Here is a 17129-nt window from a genome sequence, read left to right on the forward strand (position 1 = left end):
GGACCCGACGTACATTATTTTCTTGTCACAGGAAGTCAGCAGCACCGACGCCATGACGATCAAAATCCCCAGTTTCATCCATTTATTCTTCATATCCCTAACACTCCCCGGTTTAGATTAGATGGCCGCAGTGCGGACAACGGATACCCTCATTGCCTGCATTAGATGCTATGTGAATATGATGCTGTTTCCTTGCCAGGAGATACAGGATCAGACCGATGAAATTAGGGATATAGATGACCGCAGTCACCCACAGCCAGGCATTCATCCGCCGCCGCGAGGCATCTTTATAAATGAATACCGCGATTAGCACATTCAGCCCCAGGAACAGCAGGGCCAACAGGCTTATCACGATGAGCCAGGTCAGATTCTCCTCCATAAACTCGCCCATATAGGGGCTTATAGCGTACCCCAGCGCAATACAGCTTACCAGGATGGTTGCTGTAAGCGCCCAAAAAACAAATTTCTCAACGGTTAAGTGAACTTTCATAAGACCCTCTCCCGCCTCCCATAGTACTGTACAACAGCAATGTTCCGGCGACCATTGGAGACAGGATGAACAGCAGCCCCATGCTGATCTTCCATTGCATGGCAGCCGGACCGGCCAGGAAATACAATCCCAGCATCAGGAATACCAGCCATTGCAGGACCATTAACCCGGAAAGGATTACCATTCTTCTGCGCCCGTGAATCCGCCGAATCGCATTAGAGACAAGCTCTGGTGATGGCGTGAGCGGCAGATTGAAATATTCCGTCAGCAGCCGGTCTTCTTCTCCGGACTCCTTCATTTAGTTCATCTCCTTCATTAGCTTGTGCAGCAGCTTCTTACCATGATTCAATCGGGATTTGACAGTTCCGAGGGGAACTCCCAGCACCTCCGCTATGCCCTCATAGCTGAACTCCTCATAGTAATACATTACGAGAGGGGCAAGGTAACGTTTGGGCAGACTCCGGAGGCATTCCTCCAGGAGCCGGTGCTCCTCATGCCGCAGCAGATCCTCTTCTGCCAGTGGAGCCGGGTCTCTAATATGTATAAGCTCCGCATCCGAGGACAACCAGGTCCAAAGGGCATACACGCTTTTCCACTTCCGGTAGCGGTCACGGTACATGTTGAAGGCCACCTGGAACAGCCAAGGCTTAAAGGGACGCTCCGCATCATACTTCTCCAGCTTGCGGAGCACACGTACCCATACCTCCTGGAACAAATCCTCCGCATCCTGCCGGTTCAAGGTAAGATGGCGGCAGAACCGGTATAAATCATCCCTATACCTGACAATGAGAAACTCAAGATGCTCTTGTTGACCGGACTTGCATCCTTCAACGAGCTGTTTGTCGGTCATCATCTGTTCTCCGCCCACCCTTTCAACCTACATTACGTAGCGTCCCGGATATTGTTCGAAAATTCACAAAGTTATTTTTGGGAAAAGTAGGGCTTCGGTTCACAGAACTCTGAGAAACGAATCTCCCATTCGGGAACCACGTTGGGCTAATTCTGAACTAAGGTTTAGCCCTGACCCGAGGACAGGACGGGGTTGGCTTAATTGCAATTCGTACAACTAAAATGCCCGATTCCTAACCCTTCTCACGTTTAGTTGTATTTCGTACATTTAAAAGGCAGCCTTCTCCCGTTTATCAGCTAATTGGGCAGATTTAGTTGTACAGAATACAGTTAGAAGATGAAACTATGCCTTTTGGCTGCTTTTAAGTGTACATTCTGCAACTAACACAGGAAACCACCTTCCATCAAAACAAGAGCTGTCCCAAGCAGCCATTAATATGGCTTGGAACAGCCCTTGCTAATACCTTCTATTCAGATTTAATTCTTCATCCGCGGGTCCAGCACATCCCGCAGGCCGTCGCCCATCAGGTTGAAGCCGAGGACCGTCAGCATGATAGACAGGCCCGGGAACACCACGGTCCAGGGGGCCTTCTGGATAAACTGGCGGGAATCGGAGAGCATCTTGCCCCATTCCGGGTCCGGCGGCTGAGCGCCCAGTCCAAGGAAGCCCAGGGCAGCGGCTTCAATGATGGCTGTCGCGACGCCGAGAGTGCCTTGAACAATGATCGGCGTCAGGCTGTTCGGCAGGATGTGGCTGAACAGAATCCGCCCGTTCTTCATCCCGATGGCCCTGGCCGCCGTAATGTACTCCTCGGACTTCAGGCTCAGCACCTTGGCCCGGACCAGCCGGCCATAGGTCGGAATGTTGACGATGGCAATCGCGTAGAGCGCATTCTGCAAGGAAGGTCCCAGAATAGCTACAATAGCGATGGCCAGCAGAATACTCGGAAAAGCCAGCAAAATGTCAAACAGACGGGAAATGATCATATCCATCCATTTGCCGTAGTATCCGGCGAGGATGCCCAGCGCAGTGCCGACAATGATCGAGCCGATTACGGAAAAGAATCCCACCCAGAGTGAAATCCGCGCCCCATAGATTACCCGGGTGAACAGATCCCGCCCCAGATCATCCGTACCGAACCAATGCTCTGCCGACGGCGGCTTCAGGCGGTTCACCAGCTGCTGGGCCTTGAAATCATATGGGGCGATCCACGGCGCGAGCAGCGCAATCAGTACAAAGAACAGGATAATGCCAAGCCCGGCCATGGCCGTCTTGTTCTTGCGGAAGGCCTTCCACGCATCGCGCCAGGGGCCGGAAGCTTGATCCGCCGGAGCCTTAGGAGGTGGAGCCTGTAGTGCTGCCTGTCCCATAGCTGCTCCCCCTCACTTGTAATTGATGCGCGGATCGATAGCGGCATACAGCAGATCCACCAGCAGATTGATGACCACAAAGATAAAGGCAATAATCAGAATCCCGGTCTGGATCACCGGATAATCCCGCGAGCTGATCGCTTCAAAAATATAACGCCCTACCCCGGGCCAGGCAAAAATCGTCTCGGTCAGCACCGCCCCTCCGAGCAGCGCCCCTGTCTGCAGACCGATTACCGTCAGCACCGGAATGAGTGCATTTTTCAGCGCATGCTTATAGACCACGAGGAACTGCGACATACCCTTGGCCTTCGCTGTACGGATATAATCGGAATTCATTACCTCCAGCATACTGGAGCGGGTCATCCGGGCAATGATCGCCATCGGAATCGTGCCAAGCGCAATACTCGGCAGAATGAGATGCTTAATGACCGTCCACAGCTGGTCCCACCGACGGGCCAGAATCGTATCCAGCACGTACAGATTGGTTATCGTCTCCACCGGATTGCGCTGGTCCATCCTGCCGATGGACGGCAGCCAGTGCAGCTTCAGCGCGAAGAGCAACTGCTCCATCAGCCCCAGCCAGAAGATCGGCATCGATACCCCAATGAGCGCGATGATCATCGCCGTATAGTCAAACCAGGAGTTCTGCCTCCAGGCGCTGAGGATACCGGCGTTCACCCCGACGAAGGTTGCGAACAGCATGCTGGCAGCCGTCAGCTCCAGCGTAGCGGCCAGATACGGTACGATTTCTTTGGCAATCGGCGTTTTGGTGCGGATCGAAGTCCCGAGGTCCCCCCGGGCCAAATCACCCATGTAATTAAAATATTGCTGCAGCCAGGGCTTGTCGAGGCCAAGCTGGTTACGCAGCGCCTGCTTGGATTGCTCGGTCGCCTTCTGGCCGAGAATCGTCTCGGCCGGATCACCCGGAATGGCATGGATAATAGAGAAGACGATCAGGGTCATGCCGATCAGCACGGGGAACAGCACCATCACACGTTTTATGAGGTAAGAGTTCAATTCCGTTCACCTTCCAAAGGTGTATTTATTCAAAATAAATCTCACTGTAATACTCTGTCCCTGTCGGTCCGGGAACGAAGCCCTTCAGATTGGCCTTGCCGGCCAGCAGCGGTGTGGTATGAACCAGCGGAATCCATGGCGCATCGGCTTTGATAATCTCCTGAGCCTGCTTGTACAGCTCGGTGCGTTTGCCCTGGTCTGTCTCCTTCTGGGCGCCGGTCAGAAGCGTATGCAATTCTTCGTTCACATAAAAGGCACGGTTATTGCCGGGAATAGCATCCTTGTCCAGCAGGGTATACAGGAAGTTGTCCGGGTCGCCGTTGTCGCCGGTCCAGCCTAGCATGAAGATATCGTCCTTCTCCCCGGCCTTGGTGTCATCGAGATAAGTCGCCCATTCCGGGGACTCAATAACGGTCTTGACCCCGATCTTCTCCCATTCTGCTTGAATCGCTTCGGCTACCTTCTTGCCGTCAGGCATATAAGGACGGGATACAGGCATCGCGTACAGTGTCACCGGATCAGGCAGTCCGTCAGGATAACCCGCTTCGGCCAGCAACGCTTTGGCTTTGTCCAGATCATACTCATAATCCTTCACACTGTCGTTATAGCCCCACAGGGAAGGCGGCATAGGATTCACCGCAGCCTGGGCCTGGCCGGCGAAGAATGCATCGATAATCTCCTGCTTGTTGACTGCATGGCTGAGCGCCTGCCTTACCTTCACATTGTCGAACGGCTTCTTCTTGAAGTTGAAGCCGAGGTACGCCACATTGAACGGCGGACGCTCAATCTTGGTCAGAGCACTGTTGCTCTCCAGCGTGGACAAGTCATCCGGGCTGAGATCTTCCATCAGATCGATTTCCCCGTTTTGCAGCGCCGTGAAGCGGGCTGAGTTGTCCGGAATCGAGCGCACGATGACCTTGTTCAGCTTGGGAAGCCCTTCCTTCCAGTAGGCGGTATTCTTATCCAGTGTGATGGAATCATTGCGCTTCCACTCCTTGAACACGAACGGGCCTGTCCCTACCGGCTCATTTTTGAAATTCTCCTTTTTCTCCTTGATCGCAGCAGGACTGGCAATCCCGAAGGTGGTCATGGCGATATTCTGCAGGAACGGCGCCTGCGGCTGGTTCAGTACAAATTGAACCGTCGACTCATCCACCGCCTTCACTTCCTTGATCACCCGCGCCCCGTCCGGACCGAACATGGAGTCATAGTAATCGAAAGAATCACCTTCGAATTTGTATTCACTGGCCGGATCACTCCAGCGCTGGAAATTGAACACGACTGCCTCGGCGTTGAAATCGGTTCCGTCATGAAACTTCACGCCAGGATGCAGCTTGAAGGTGTAGCTCAGCCCGTCCGGCGTTACTTCCCAGCTGTCGGCAAGTGAGGCCTGGACTTCAGAGGTACCCGGCTTATACTCGAGCAGCGAATCGAAGACCTGATGCGCAATCTTCAGCGACTCCCCGTCCGTCACAATCGCCGGGTCCAGGGAAGCCGAGTCGCCCCCGCGCCCCAGGATCAGGGTATCCTGCGCTGTCCCAGAGGTCTCAGGTGAGCTTGCCGGAGCATTTGTTGCCGCCGTATTCCCTCCGGTATTTCCCGTGTTGCCTGTGTTGTTCCCTCCGCCGCAGCCGCTGAGCGCGAGCCCCGCGCCAAGCATCAGTACCAATGTGAGATTACCCCATTTGTTCATCTCCAGAAAGCTCCCTTCTTTCATTGAAATATCAAAGTGTTTATATAGAGCCGTGCAGGTAGCACAGCTATAAACCAAGGTTCTTCTGTATATGGCTCTAAGATGCAAGCAAATCAGGCTAGCGGTGTATTGGCTTCTCCATCATAGAGATGGCAGGCTGTGAAGTGTCCGGATTCTGTCTCCATCAGCGGAGGCCTGATCACCCGGCACTGCTCCATCACGCGCGGACAACGCGTGTTAAATGCACATCCGACTGGCGCATTCGCCGGATTCGGTACCTCCCCCTGCAGAATGATCCGCTCCTTACGGATATCGGGATCAGGTTCAGGAACCGCAGACAGCAGAGCCTGCGTATAAGGATGCTGCGGCCGGGCATAAAGCTTATGCTTGTCCGTAATTTCGACAATCCGCCCCAGGTACATTACCGCTACCCGGTCGCAGATATGCTTCACCACACTGAGATCATGGGCGATAAATATGTAAGTTAAGCTGAATTCCCGCTGCAAATCCTGCATCAGGTTAATAACCTGGGACTGGATCGATACATCCAGCGCAGAGACAGGCTCATCTGCAATAATCAGCTTCGGATGGAGTGCCAGTGCTCTGGCAATGCCGATCCGTTGGCGTTGTCCGCCGGAGAACTGGTGAGGGTAACGCTGCAGATGGGCCCTGGACAATCCGACTACATCCGCCAGCCGCTCCACCTCTGCCTTGCGCTGCCTGGCATCGCAAGTAGCGTGTACAATCATCGGCTCTTCGAGAATACGCTGCACAGTATGACGCGGGTCCAGGGAGGAGAACGGGTCCTGGAAGACAATCTGCATCTCCCGGCGCTGACGCCGCATATCTTCCGCAGACAGCTTCGTAAGCTCCTGCCCTTCGAACCAGATCTCGCCCGCTGTCGGCTCAATCAGCCGGAGCAGCGCGCGGCCGGTAGTCGATTTGCCGCAGCCGCTCTCCCCTACCAGACCGAAGGTCTCCCCCTTGCTCACAGCAAAGGAGATATCATCCACAGCCTTCACACTGCCGCGTTCCCGGCTGAAGAAGCCCTTGTTCAGCGGATAATACTTCCGGAGTCCCTTGACCTCAAGCAGGCTCTCACTCATACCGCATCCTCCTGTTCCCTGTCATGCAGCCAGCATCTGCAGCTGTGCTGCTCCTCTTGCCGTGTCAGCGCCGGAAGGCTCTGCATGCACAGCTCCATGACCTCCGGGCAGCGCGGTGCGAACCGGCAGCCCTGCATCTCTGTGCTGAGAATCGGCACATTGCCCGGAATGGAGTAGAGACGTTCCTTAGCTTCATCCATCCGGGGGACGGAGGCAATCAGTCCTCTCGTATACGGATGCAGCGGATTTTTGAAAATATCATGTACACTGCCTTCCTCCACCACCTTGCCGGCATACATCACAGCCACACGGTGGCACATCTCGGCTACTACGCCAAGATCATGGGTAATCAGCATAACGGCAGTGCCCTGCTCCTCATTCAACTGGCGGATCAGCTCCAGAATCTGGGCCTGAATTGTTACATCAAGTGCGGTTGTCGGCTCATCGGCAATCAGCAGCTCCGGGCTGCAGGAGATCGACATGGCAATCATGACACGCTGGCGCATGCCTCCTGATAGCTGATGCGGGTACTCGTCGATGATCGCTTCCGGCCGGGGAATTCCAACCTTGCGCAGCATACCGACAGCATGCTCCCGGGCCTCCTTCCTGGAGAGACCACGGTGCAGGCGTACCGTCTCCATAATCTGCTGTCCAACCGTGAATAAGGGATTCAGCGAGGTCATCGGCTCCTGAAAGATCATCGAGACCGAATCCCCCCGGATCTTACGCATATCCTTCTCCTTCAGCGGAACAATATCGCGGCCCTTCAGCAGGATGCGTCCGTCAACAATTCTCCCTGGGGGGCTTGGGACCAGCTTCAGGATAGACAGGGAGGTGACACTTTTACCGCAGCCGGATTCTCCTACGACACCCAGAACTTCGCCCGGATTAATGTAGAGATCGACACCATCCACTGCCGGAACCTCACCGCGGTCCGTTAAAAAGTGGGTATGCAGGTTTTCAATGCTCAGAATCGGCTGGATCAAGTCTCTCCCTCTTTTCTGTTAAAAATTGAACGAAGGTCAAATGCCTGCTCAGGAAAACTATTTAAAAAGTTAGATATATTAACTAATACCTAACATAATAAGTAATCTAATTAACTTTAAATACATATTACTGTTATTTAATGTATAACTTTACTATGGATATCCTATCTAGGCAAGGAAAATTTGTACATATAACTAACCCTATGAATTTTATATGAATATATCAGAGCATAAAAGTGTGAGGAAAATATACCTGCAGTTATTTGTACAGCGACAGCCACTTCTCCAGTTGTTGCTTCAGCACATCCCGGTAATATAGCGGCTCCATAATCTCAGCCTCTTCCTTGTATTTCATAATCCAATGAACGAAGCCGATATCCTGCTCCACAGCGACCTTGAAATGCAGGCTGCGGTTCTGGCGGTCTACCCTGCTCGGCTTCACAAACATCTCCTCCTGCTTCAGCCGTTCCATCATCCGCTGCGAGAATTTGACTCTGAATTCAACCTGCAGGCTGTCCTGTTCCAGGGACCACTTCTGCTCCATGAAGGACTGCAGATCGAACTGGTCTTTGGAGAACCACCTGTCCAGCGGATTGACACTGGAGAAGCCGTTAATATGAAAGGTGCGGATGATCCCGAAGCGGTGACAGAAACCAATCAGGTGAAAACGATTCTCTAGCGGGACCAGGCAATAGGGATCAATCCGGATACCTTTTTCTTCGTAGGCATTCTCACTATAGTCAGCCTGTATGCTTCTCTGCTTCATTACGGCATCCAGAATGTCGGTCAGAAAGAGGGGCTGGTCTCCCTGAGATCTGCTATTTTCCGTCCAGTTTGGTCCGGCTTCCTTTTTCGTACGCTCCATTGTTTCTTCCCTTTCTGCCTTTTGCTTATAATCTGCCGCCATCACTTTCTCGTATGCGTCTTCAAAGCCCGGGGGCAGCAAAGGTTTGATCTCTGCCATAATACTGCGTAACTGTGAAAAAGCCTCTTCTTCCTCTTCTGACCAATCCAAGGGGTACAGCGCGAAATTACCGATAAAAGCATACCCCTTGCCATGTCCCATATGAGTAATGGGGATATGCATGGCACTGAGCGCATCCATATCCCGATAAATCGTTCTCTCGCTGTTGCCGCATCGTTCCGCCAGCTCACGGGCCAGAATTCCCGGTTTGGCTTGAACTAGCGTAATGATGCGCATCAGCCGGATCAATCGGTCTGTCATATTCAGTTCTCCTTGACTTATGGTAAAATAGACCCATTATTTTTAAATAAACTAGTTATATATATCTATAACCAAGGATGTAATAACCGAGATAAGAAAATATAATAGAACTATTTTACTATGTTACCACATTTAGATATTACGCATTTCTTAATCTGCTCCGCCCGGTGTGATTCTATATTTGAGCCCTATGTATGGGTAATTCCTATTCTATCTACGCAGCTTCCCAGCAATTATCTCATTCCTATCCTGCTGAGCGGCAGATGCTCTGCCTCCAGTCTTTTATACAGCGCTTCCGCTTCTCTGAGCAGCTGCATATCCCCGGATCGGGCAGCCATCAGGAGTAGTTGATCGGCCTGCCTGCGAAGAATATCTGCGGGTACCTCAGGCTTGTTCTTCATCCGGGCCTCCTGGGCTTCCGCGATTAGCGCCTCTGTCTGCAGCAGCGCCAGATGCTTCTCCACATGGAAGCAGGAGCCTGCCCCCAGCAGGCCGGTATGATGGGAATATTCGATTCCCAGCTTCTTGAGCGGCAGCTCGCGGATACGTTCCACCGTAGGCTGCTTGTATTGCCATTGCAGCCAGAGGGCTTCATGTATGCCTGCAGGCATACCCGCCATCATGAATTCCAGGGCGATGTACCTGCGCTGCCCGGAATGGATTTTGCCAAGCTTCAGGAGCAGTGATCTCCCCTCTCCTTCTTCTGCACTACAGCCGTAACATCCTGTTACCTTGACATGACTTTCGAGCCAGACACGCAGCTCAATATCCCGGGCTACCACCTTCCGGCTCTTCTTGCGGGAATCCTCCCCTTGTAGCGCTCCCTTCCACTCCACGAGCAGCACTATTTTCTTGGCACCGCCTGCCAAAATACGCTCCTGGCTCCATGTAAACAACGTCTGAATACTTGCTTGCATATTTCCACCTCTTTCTTAATTTGGGTCTTCTATTAATGTACCAATATTGGCGGACAACTCCTTGTCATGGAATGTATGTTCGGTCCTATAATATCGACAAAAAAAGAGCCAACCTACCCCAAAAGGTGATTGCCTCTTTATGAAAGTCTATTCTTTTGTCAAAATATGACGAACAAAGTTTTACGCATTACATCAATCGGACCCGTCTGCCCGCCTTCTCATGCCGGAAGAACAGCCCAAGGGCCCAGGTTGCACACAGCAGTGCGAAGAGGAAGAACAGCAGAGACCATACAGCGGCCGGTAAAATGGTCAATCTGGCCAGATTCGCTGCGTCCCCTGCCCGGGAAGGTGTCACGACGGAAGCATAGACCAGGAATAAGGTCCCCATCACGGACTCTTCCAGGGTCAGGAACGCAAGAAACAGATAGTAGTACTTGCTGACCTTCGGCCAGAGGAACAGCATCGCAGCATTCAGCAGAATGAAGCCGCTCAGCCAGATCATTCCGAAGCCGCCCCGTACATACAGCACAAGCATAATCAGCGCGACCAGGCTGGTCAGAACAAGCCCCCATTCCCGCTTATCTCTACTATAGAAATAGAAGAGCAGCAACGCGAACAGTGAAGCCAGAGGATAACCCGCCAGCGACACCAGGATCGCCTTGCCTCCGGCAGCAATCGCCGAATAGGTCACACCGCTGTGATCAGAATACAGCTCAATGCGCAGCACATTGCCGGAGAGCAGCAGAGTCATCAGCGCATGGCCGAATTCATGGAACATGGTATCCAGATTACGGAATAAGGAGGAGAACGGAATAAACCGGGTCAACAGGGCGGAGCCCGCCAGGAACAACAGTGTTTTGAGCCATCTATTCATTGAATACAGCCCCTTTCCGTTCACAGTATACGTTAATTTGCAGTTACACTCAATATTATGGAAACCATCCCTGCCTTAACGCTGTATTACCTCTTGGTTCTCTCCATAGACACAAAGGGTAATTATGCCTACAGCCGCCCGGGTTGTTCAAACAGCAAGCAGCTATGATAAAATAGGAGGACAATTAGCTCTAACAGGTGGTGATCAGCTTATGAAAAGACGGGTAACAGGAGTGATGCTGAGGCTGCTGGGTTCTTCCCTGCTTATGCTTGGCCTTACTCTCACTTGGCCTGCCCCCCAGGCCAAGGCCAATTATCTGAATGATATATACAATGGAATACAGAGCTTCTCGGAGCTTCCCGGAGAAGTCACCAAGCTGCAGGAGAGTTACCAGAAGACTGCAGAAGAGCTTCAGCAGACGAAGGAGGATCTCGGTGAAGCCAAGGAGCAGCTGACGGACAGCCTGCAGCAAATGCAGACGTATCAGTCCCAGAATGCTGCCCTGCAGGAGCAGAACCGCCAGCTCAGCCAGGTCGTGGACGAACTGAAGAATGACCGCACGGCGAGAGAGAACTACTTCAACCGGATCAAGGTGACGGTCATCTCCGGGATTGCTCTTCTGCTGGGCTACTTCCTGCTGATCCGGGTGCTGCGCTTCACGATGCGGTACCGCTCCAGAAGAAGCGACCGGCTGCGTTAAGGAGGATGAAGAATGAACATTGACATTCAGGATGAAGGCGACAGCGGCAGCGGACAGGCGGTTGCTTTTACCGTTCAGGAGAACGAGGAGGTCCATGTGCTGCATCCGCAGCAGATTATTGCTTACCAGGGCCCTTCGGCGGGACGGGCCGACCGGTTCATGGATGTGAAGGGCATGTACCGCAAGCGCAAGCTGATCCGGGCGGATCTGACCGGCCCTTGCCGGTTCACAGCCGCGCTGCCGCCCGGCTACCGGGTCAAGACCATCCAGCTTGACAGCAAAAGCGATCTGCTCTACGACTTCAGGCACCTCTTCTTCTACAGCAAGGGCGTCACGATGCAGACGAGAGTGCTGAGCATGAAGAATATGCTGATTACCCGGGATATCGTCAAGGTCAAATTCTCCGGCCGCGGCAGCATCGGCATTCTGACGGAGGGCACGGTCTGCGAAGCCGAGCTGCATCCCTTCGATCCGCTCTATGTCGATGCCGGCAGTATTATCGCTTATCCCGAGAATGCCAAGCTTGAGCTGACGGTGTACGGCAACCATCTCGCCAGCCAGCATATGAGCTATCACTGGAAGATGACCGGCCACGGGCCTGTGCTGTTCCAGGCCGGACGCCAGAGCAGACGCTTCGAGCGCGACAATAATGAAGACGGTATTATCAAGCGCTTCCTGCGGGAAGCCCTGCCCTTCGGCGGTGTATTTATTAAGTAAGTGGAAACGGCATTGCCGTCCTTTTAAAGGACGGTACCGTTTCAGCGAGAAATAGAAGGATAAGTTATTGTGTGCAACATATAAATTCTTATATTTTAAGCAAAGAGCGCCCGCATGTATAACGCGGGCGCTCTTCTATATGTCCTATGCCGGAGTTACGCCAGATAAGCGTTCAGCATCCAGGCTGTCTTCTCTACACTTGTCCGGATGCCGATCAGCAGATCGGCGGTAGGCTGGTCGCTGGCCTCCTCTGCGCTAGTAATGCCCTGCTTCAGCTCTTCAGCTACGGCAGCGAAGTCTTGAACCAGCTGTACCACCATTTCCTTGGCGCTCTCACCGCCGGCAGCTTCCTTCAGGCTGGAGAGCTTCAGGTACTCTGCCATAGTAGAAGCAGGACGTCCGCCGATCGCAAGCAGCCGCTCAGCCAGCTCATCCACATAACCCGCAGCTTCATTGTACAGCTCTTCGAATTTCTCATGCAGGGTGAAGAATTGGGTTCCGCTGACATACCAGTGGTAGTGATGCAGCTTCACTCCCAGCAACGTCCAGTTCGCGGTCTGACGGTTCAGAACAGCATGCAGTGCAGTGTGGCTGTTAACTTGTGTACTCATTTAAATAACCTCCCGGAATGTGTATTCTACAATATATTGTATTTAGACTCGTTCTAAATCTATATACAATTTAACACACTTTTTACTGTATTGCAATCTAATGTCCCGCATCCTTGATGTACTGCACATTCTAGCACTCCTCCGGGAGGCTATCCTATAATTTGAATCACAATTCTGCAAAAGCATATGGATTGACATAAATCACTCGAACCGGAAGAGAAGCTCACATCCTCCCGTAGGATGTCCCTTATACCGTAGGGATATCCGTCTCTGCCGCCCGTCCCAGTCCGCTGCGGAAGATGGCACGCATCTCCTCCCGCTTGCTCTTGGGGCTAAGCACATATACCGTATCTCCGGGCTCAATCACCGTGCTGCCATGCGGCGTCACGATGGTCTTGTTCCGTATAATGGCCGTGAACAGAATATCGTCCGGCAGGCCGATCTCTGCAATCTGCATGCCGGATATCGCCATCTGCCGGTCGATTCCGATATGATTGAATTCGGAATCAGTCTTCCCTAGCGCGACAAGCTCCATCAAGGATGGCTGGGATGCCTGCTCCCGGCCCACCAGCCTCAGCCGCGAGGCCAGAGGTGAAATGGTTGTTCCCTGAATCACTGCCGAGGTCAGAACAACGAAGAATACGACATTGAAGAACAGCCTGCCATGCGGCAGCCCCGCGAGCAGCGGGTAGGTCGCCAGGACAATCGGGACGGCTCCCCGGAGCCCGGCCCAGGAGATCAGTGTCTTTTCACGGAAGGAGAACCGGGACAACAGCAGGCTGAGGAATACGCCGAGCGGCCTTGCTAGGGCCATCAGAATCACGGACAGCAGCAGCCCCTGCCAGGCCACAGCCGCCAGCTCCTGCGGGAAGACCAGCATCCCGAGCAGAATGAACATGGCAATCTGCATCATCCAGGCAAAGCCATGACTGAAATTCATAATGGTGCGGTGGTACATCAGCTCGGAATTCCCCAGCACCAGCCCCATGACATAGACAGCTAGCAATCCGCTGCTGTGTACCATAGCCGAAACCCCGTAAGTCAGAACTGCGAAGCCGACCGCCATGACTGGATACAATCCGGTGGAGTCCAGATTAATCCGGTTAATCAGGTACACCGCCAGCTTGCCGATGATGATCCCGACCAGCAGCCCTACCCCCATCTCCCAGAAGAACGACAGCACCAGGCGCAAGACTGCGGTATCCGGGTGCTGCACCCATTCAATCAGCGACACGGTAAGGAATACAGCCATCGGATCATTGCTGCCGGATTCGGCTTCAAGCGTCGAGGTTAGCCGTTTGTCGATATTTTTGCCGCCCAGCACGGAGAATACCGCCGCTGCATCTGTCGAACCGACAATGGCCCCGAACAGGAAGCTCTCCGCCCAGGGCACTCCAAGTATAAATTTGGCAAACACACCGACGATCACCGCAGTCAGCAGCACTCCGAGTGTAGCCAGCGACAACGCCGGCTTCAGAATCGGGCGAATATCCTTCATGCTCGTCTGCATCCCGCCCTCAAACAGAATCACCACCAGGGCAAAAATGCCGGCAATCTGCGTGAGCGAAGCATTGTTGAAATAAATGAAATGGCTGAGTACCATGCCGGCTGCAATAAACAGGACCAGAGCAGGCATGCCAAAACGGGTGGAGAATTTGGTGGAGAGCACGGCGATCAGCAGCAAAGCCGCCAGCAGCAGGATGATTTGATCTGCAAGATGAGTCATGAACCGGTTCACACCTTCCCCGGAGCCGGGTATCCGCCTTAGCCCCATGTATTTTATAGTATGTGTATGATTCTGAGACAGAAAAAAACCCCGGTGGGCTGAATTCCACGGAGGTTATTATGCCGTCCTTCATTCTCTTGAATACACCTGCAGCTCCTGAATGGACCAGTAGTTGCCGCCGGAGCCAGTCTGGGTAATCTTGATATGCCGGGTCTTGACCGGGGCAAACGTAATCTTGGTCTTCTCCAGCTGGCCTTTGCCCGCTGCGACCTGTCTCCAGCTCTTGGCATCCTCCGATACGTGGACAGTGTAGCCGCGCGGATAGTCATATGGCGATAAAGGGTAATCCATATCTATAGCTTCTACCGTATGTTCTGCGCCCAGATCAATCTGGAAGTACTCCCCCGAGGCCTGATGCTTGACCGTATCCCAGCGGGTCCGCCGGTCTCCGTCAATGGCACCTGCCGGATTGGAAGCCTCCTTACTCACACTGGACGTCACCTTCCAGCCTGCCCGGTCCAGCGGGACAAGTCCGGTTGCTGTAATCTGTGTCTTCTCTGACATCACGCCAGAGCCGGACACTCTTACAGCATAAGTATAAAGTGTGCCTTCCTTCAGCTTGCTGTCGTTGTACTCGGTTCCCTTCACTGCTGTAGCGATGACCTTCAGCTTCTCGTCCGGGCCGTCCGCCCGGAGCACTTCATAGCTTGCTCCGGGGGCTTCCAGCCAGTTCAGATGCATCGATAATCCCTTGACAGCAGTCGCCTTGAGGCCCTGAGGCGCCATATCCGCCACCTCAGAGGAAGGCTCCAGAATGTACTGCACGCCTTCTCCCGGAGCCAGCGTCTCCGTGAATTCCAGCTCCGGCGAAGCAGCCCTGCCGGTTACATAGCTGCGGGCCTCCTCATAAGTATCGCCCTTGCCAAACCGTTCTCCTTCGTACTCCGTTTTCTTCGGCATAGTGACCTTGATCTTAACGGTCTGCTCCGTCTTCTCGAAATTGACGAAGTTCACCAGCACCTTGTTGGAGGTCGCCTTGCTGCCAGCCAGCGGCTCAAGCGTGGAGGTGTCCACTGCTCTTACGTAGACCAGCTTATCCTTCAGCTCCTCCTTATTGCTGATCTGATAGGTCAGCGGAGCGCCGTGTGTAGCATAAGCCAGATCCAGCCTGCGCATGATACTGACGCGGGATTCTTCGCCTTCCTTGGTGTAGTAGATCTCTGTAGCCGCCGGATCATGATCCTCCAGATTGAAGCCGTATTTGAACAGGCTGAAATTCTTGAAGAAGGCGGCATGCTGCACGAACATCTCGGCATAGCCGATATGTGCCCGCATAATCCGGTCGAACACCGCTGAAGTCCGCTCCTTGGCCCCATATTGATACGCGTCCACATGGGAGTCCGAGGTGCCGAACTCGGTGGCGAGCATTTTTTTGCTAAGGCCGTCTACCGAGCCCCCGAAGGTCTTCAGGTTCTCCGTGAAGCTCCCGCCCTGTCCGAAAATATAGGAATCCCCATAAGAATGGCCATTCGTCAGATCCGTTACCGCTTCAAGCTCATCGCGCTGCTTCGGATCGCGTTCCCAGCCGTCCGGGTCTCCGCACTGCTTCACCGGACCCTTCTGATTGCCGCACGAGTCTTCGCTGTAGCCCGGCCAGTAGGCCCATCCGGGTGCAACCGTCTGCAGATGCGGGGCGATCGTCTTACCCTTGCTGTTCAGCCACTCGGCTATGGCCAGATTGACCGCTTTGGAACGGTTGAACAGGCCCGGTTCGTTATCCACCTCGTAATACTGGAAGTACGGGCTGTACTTCTGGAAATAATCCGTCAGCTTCTTCTCCGCATCCTCTGGCAGCGTTCCATCCGCCTTCAGCTTGATATCGCCTGTGTACAGATAGAGCGCTACGGCCTGCATATTGTAATCCTTCAGGACCTTGTAGTACTCCTCCATATTCTCACACGAGCGGCCTACATCGCTGGCACAGCTGGTCCGCATGATATTGCCGCTATAGGCTACACCCAGCCACTTCATAATATAGGGCAGATGGGTAACCGCCCCCTCGTCAAAATAAAACTGCTTGTTATTCACCACCGTCCCCGTCAGCGTATAGCTGCCGTGAATCGGCTCCTTAATCGGAGACTTCAGCGCCTCCAGACTGAGATTATCCCATGTCCACCAGTTGTACTTATCCTCAGCCTCTGAGGAATAGATTCCTCTGGCCGTCCGCAGCGTCAGCTCGTTGGTGCCGCTGATGAGCTGCTCTTTGGGAATGTACAGCTCATAGGTTTTGCGGAAGTCGTATTTGCTGCCTGTTCCGGCAATCCCGGCGATCTGAATGATGCCTGAGAGCTGACGGTTGGAGAACACGCTCATCTGGGGAACGGATTTGTAAGCATCGATAATGCTCACGCGAAATAAGACCCCGTGCTCCGGGATCTTATCCAGCTCATACTGAATCCGCAGCTCCGGGTTGGTCTCCCCGTGCAGGCCGGAGGGCAGTGACTTCAGCTCTGCCGACCTGGCAGTGGTTGAGGCTATGCTGAGCGTCTTCTTCACCCCGCTTGACCCTGCCGCCTTGAACTCACCGGCAGAGCCGTCATGCTTGCCAAGCTTCCATAGAACAGTTCCTTCCGGCATCTCAGGACCGGCATCCTTGGCCGCCGACAATGAAGACAGATCCACATCATCTTCACCGTCCTTCGTCCCGTAATCTCCGAAGACAGAGACGGACAACAGAATCAAGATGATCAGTGCTGCAAATTTTAGTAGTCGGTGGAGATATTTACTGGGTTTCTTTTGAACTCTAGTCCTCATTCCCTTGTCCTCGCTTTCTTCCGGAATTCTATG

At 53.4% G+C, this 17129-nt stretch carries 16 protein-coding genes; 2 read left to right on the forward strand and 14 right to left on the reverse strand.

What is annotated here, in order from left to right:
* Nucleotides 1-112 precede the first annotated feature (112 nt).
* From MKY64_RS22235 to MKY64_RS22285, 11 genes are all read right to left on the reverse strand, one after another.
* The gene (locus tag MKY64_RS22235) at nt 113-490 is read right to left on the reverse strand and encodes a PLDc N-terminal domain-containing protein (protein ID WP_339253901.1); all 378 of its coding nucleotides are present in this window, start codon (nt 488-490) and stop codon (nt 113-115) included.
* Entirely contained in the window at nt 468-788 is a 321-nt protein-coding gene (locus MKY64_RS22240) for a hypothetical protein (RefSeq protein WP_340955762.1), read from the reverse strand. Before MKY64_RS22240 ends, MKY64_RS22235 begins: the two co-directional genes overlap by 23 nt.
* Entirely contained in the window at nt 789-1343 is a 555-nt protein-coding gene (locus MKY64_RS22245; RefSeq protein WP_340955764.1) for an RNA polymerase sigma factor, read from the reverse strand.
* A 473-nt stretch (nt 1344-1816) separates the two neighbouring features.
* Nucleotides 1817-2710 carry a nickel transporter permease gene (nikC, locus tag MKY64_RS22250; protein ID WP_036723130.1) on the reverse strand — a complete coding sequence of 298 codons (894 nt, stop codon included), beginning with the start codon at nt 2708-2710 and terminating at the stop codon, nt 1817-1819.
* 12 nt (nt 2711-2722) lie between these two features.
* Nucleotides 2723-3727 carry an ABC transporter permease gene (locus MKY64_RS22255; RefSeq protein WP_036723129.1) on the reverse strand — a complete coding sequence of 335 codons (1005 nt, stop codon included), beginning with the start codon at nt 3725-3727 and terminating at the stop codon, nt 2723-2725.
* A gap of 25 nt (nt 3728-3752) precedes the next feature.
* Nucleotides 3753-5420 (reverse strand): ABC transporter substrate-binding protein, encoded by a 1668-nt coding sequence (locus tag MKY64_RS22260; RefSeq protein ID WP_155991270.1) that lies wholly within the window; start codon nt 5418-5420, stop codon nt 3753-3755.
* Between the two features lie 113 nt (nt 5421-5533).
* Complete coding sequence (locus MKY64_RS22265) at nt 5534-6526, reverse strand: ABC transporter ATP-binding protein (RefSeq protein ID WP_036723126.1); 993 nt, start codon at nt 6524-6526, stop codon at nt 5534-5536.
* A complete protein-coding gene (locus MKY64_RS22270; RefSeq protein ID WP_036723125.1) occupies nt 6523-7512 on the reverse strand; it encodes an ABC transporter ATP-binding protein in 990 nt (329 codons plus the stop codon). Before MKY64_RS22270 ends, MKY64_RS22265 begins: the two co-directional genes overlap by 4 nt.
* Before the next feature lie 259 nt (nt 7513-7771).
* Complete coding sequence (locus MKY64_RS22275) at nt 7772-8737, reverse strand: helix-turn-helix transcriptional regulator (protein ID WP_036723123.1); 966 nt, start codon at nt 8735-8737, stop codon at nt 7772-7774.
* Between the two features lie 233 nt (nt 8738-8970).
* Nucleotides 8971-9654, reverse strand: coding sequence for a hypothetical protein (locus MKY64_RS22280; RefSeq protein ID WP_036723121.1), 684 nt, complete (start codon nt 9652-9654; stop codon nt 8971-8973).
* A 187-nt stretch (nt 9655-9841) separates the two neighbouring features.
* Nucleotides 9842-10528 carry a M50 family metallopeptidase gene (locus MKY64_RS22285; protein ID WP_036723120.1) on the reverse strand — a complete coding sequence of 229 codons (687 nt, stop codon included), beginning with the start codon at nt 10526-10528 and terminating at the stop codon, nt 9842-9844.
* Between the two features lie 211 nt (nt 10529-10739).
* Between MKY64_RS22285 and MKY64_RS22290 the strand changes: the two genes are divergently transcribed.
* Both MKY64_RS22290 and MKY64_RS22295 read left to right on the forward strand, forming a co-directional pair.
* Complete coding sequence (locus MKY64_RS22290; RefSeq protein WP_036723118.1) at nt 10740-11228, forward strand: hypothetical protein; 489 nt, start codon at nt 10740-10742, stop codon at nt 11226-11228.
* Nucleotides 11229-11240: 12 nt separating this feature from the next.
* Complete coding sequence (locus MKY64_RS22295; RefSeq protein ID WP_036723116.1) at nt 11241-11945, forward strand: AIM24 family protein; 705 nt, start codon at nt 11241-11243, stop codon at nt 11943-11945.
* 155 nt (nt 11946-12100) lie between these two features.
* On the opposite strand, the gene MKY64_RS22300 is transcribed toward MKY64_RS22295, so the two are convergent.
* The 3 genes from MKY64_RS22300 to MKY64_RS22310 all read right to left on the reverse strand — a co-directional run bounded on the left by MKY64_RS22300 (nt 12101) and on the right by MKY64_RS22310 (nt 17096).
* Nucleotides 12101-12556: a Dps family protein gene (locus MKY64_RS22300; protein WP_036723115.1), complete on the reverse strand. Its 456-nt coding sequence runs from the start codon at nt 12554-12556 to the stop codon at nt 12101-12103.
* Between the two features lie 247 nt (nt 12557-12803).
* Nucleotides 12804-14282, reverse strand: coding sequence for a potassium/proton antiporter (locus MKY64_RS22305; RefSeq protein WP_209879434.1), 1479 nt, complete (start codon nt 14280-14282; stop codon nt 12804-12806).
* A gap of 129 nt (nt 14283-14411) precedes the next feature.
* Complete coding sequence (locus tag MKY64_RS22310) at nt 14412-17096, reverse strand: discoidin domain-containing protein (protein ID WP_445671706.1); 2685 nt, start codon at nt 17094-17096, stop codon at nt 14412-14414.
* Nucleotides 17097-17129 lie beyond the last annotated feature (33 nt).

Origin of the sequence: Paenibacillus sp. FSL R7-0210, from assembly GCF_038009085.1 — a bacterium.
In the GTDB taxonomy this organism is placed as follows: Bacteria; Bacillota; Bacilli; order Paenibacillales; family Paenibacillaceae; genus Paenibacillus_AQ; species Paenibacillus_AQ silagei.

What these genes read in the sequence shown, in the direction of transcription:
- MKY64_RS22295 (WP_036723116.1), top strand. Translation starts at nt 11,241, where the DNA reads ATGAACATTGACATTCAGGATGAAGGCGACAGCGGCAGCGGACAGGCG.
- MKY64_RS22275 (WP_036723123.1), bottom strand. Translation starts at nt 8,737, where the DNA reads ATGACAGACCGATTGATCCGGCTGATGCGCATCATTACGCTAGTTCAA.
- MKY64_RS22235 (WP_339253901.1), bottom strand. Translation starts at nt 490, where the DNA reads ATGAAAGTTCACTTAACCGTTGAGAAATTTGTTTTTTGGGCGCTTACA.
- MKY64_RS22245 (WP_340955764.1), bottom strand. Translation starts at nt 1,343, where the DNA reads ATGATGACCGACAAACAGCTCGTTGAAGGATGCAAGTCCGGTCAACAA.
- MKY64_RS22280 (WP_036723121.1), bottom strand. Translation starts at nt 9,654, where the DNA reads ATGCAAGCAAGTATTCAGACGTTGTTTACATGGAGCCAGGAGCGTATT.
- MKY64_RS22300 (WP_036723115.1), bottom strand. Translation starts at nt 12,556, where the DNA reads ATGAGTACACAAGTTAACAGCCACACTGCACTGCATGCTGTTCTGAAC.
- MKY64_RS22265 (WP_036723126.1), bottom strand. Translation starts at nt 6,526, where the DNA reads ATGAGTGAGAGCCTGCTTGAGGTCAAGGGACTCCGGAAGTATTATCCG.
- nikC (WP_036723130.1), bottom strand. Translation starts at nt 2,710, where the DNA reads ATGGGACAGGCAGCACTACAGGCTCCACCTCCTAAGGCTCCGGCGGAT.
- MKY64_RS22260 (WP_155991270.1), bottom strand. Translation starts at nt 5,420, where the DNA reads ATGAACAAATGGGGTAATCTCACATTGGTACTGATGCTTGGCGCGGGG.
- MKY64_RS22285 (WP_036723120.1), bottom strand. Translation starts at nt 10,528, where the DNA reads ATGAATAGATGGCTCAAAACACTGTTGTTCCTGGCGGGCTCCGCCCTG.
- MKY64_RS22310 (WP_445671706.1), bottom strand. Translation starts at nt 17,096, where the DNA reads ATGAGGACTAGAGTTCAAAAGAAACCCAGTAAATATCTCCACCGACTA.
- MKY64_RS22290 (WP_036723118.1), top strand. Translation starts at nt 10,740, where the DNA reads ATGAAAAGACGGGTAACAGGAGTGATGCTGAGGCTGCTGGGTTCTTCC.
- MKY64_RS22305 (WP_209879434.1), bottom strand. Translation starts at nt 14,282, where the DNA reads ATGACTCATCTTGCAGATCAAATCATCCTGCTGCTGGCGGCTTTGCTG.
- MKY64_RS22240 (WP_340955762.1), bottom strand. Translation starts at nt 788, where the DNA reads ATGAAGGAGTCCGGAGAAGAAGACCGGCTGCTGACGGAATATTTCAAT.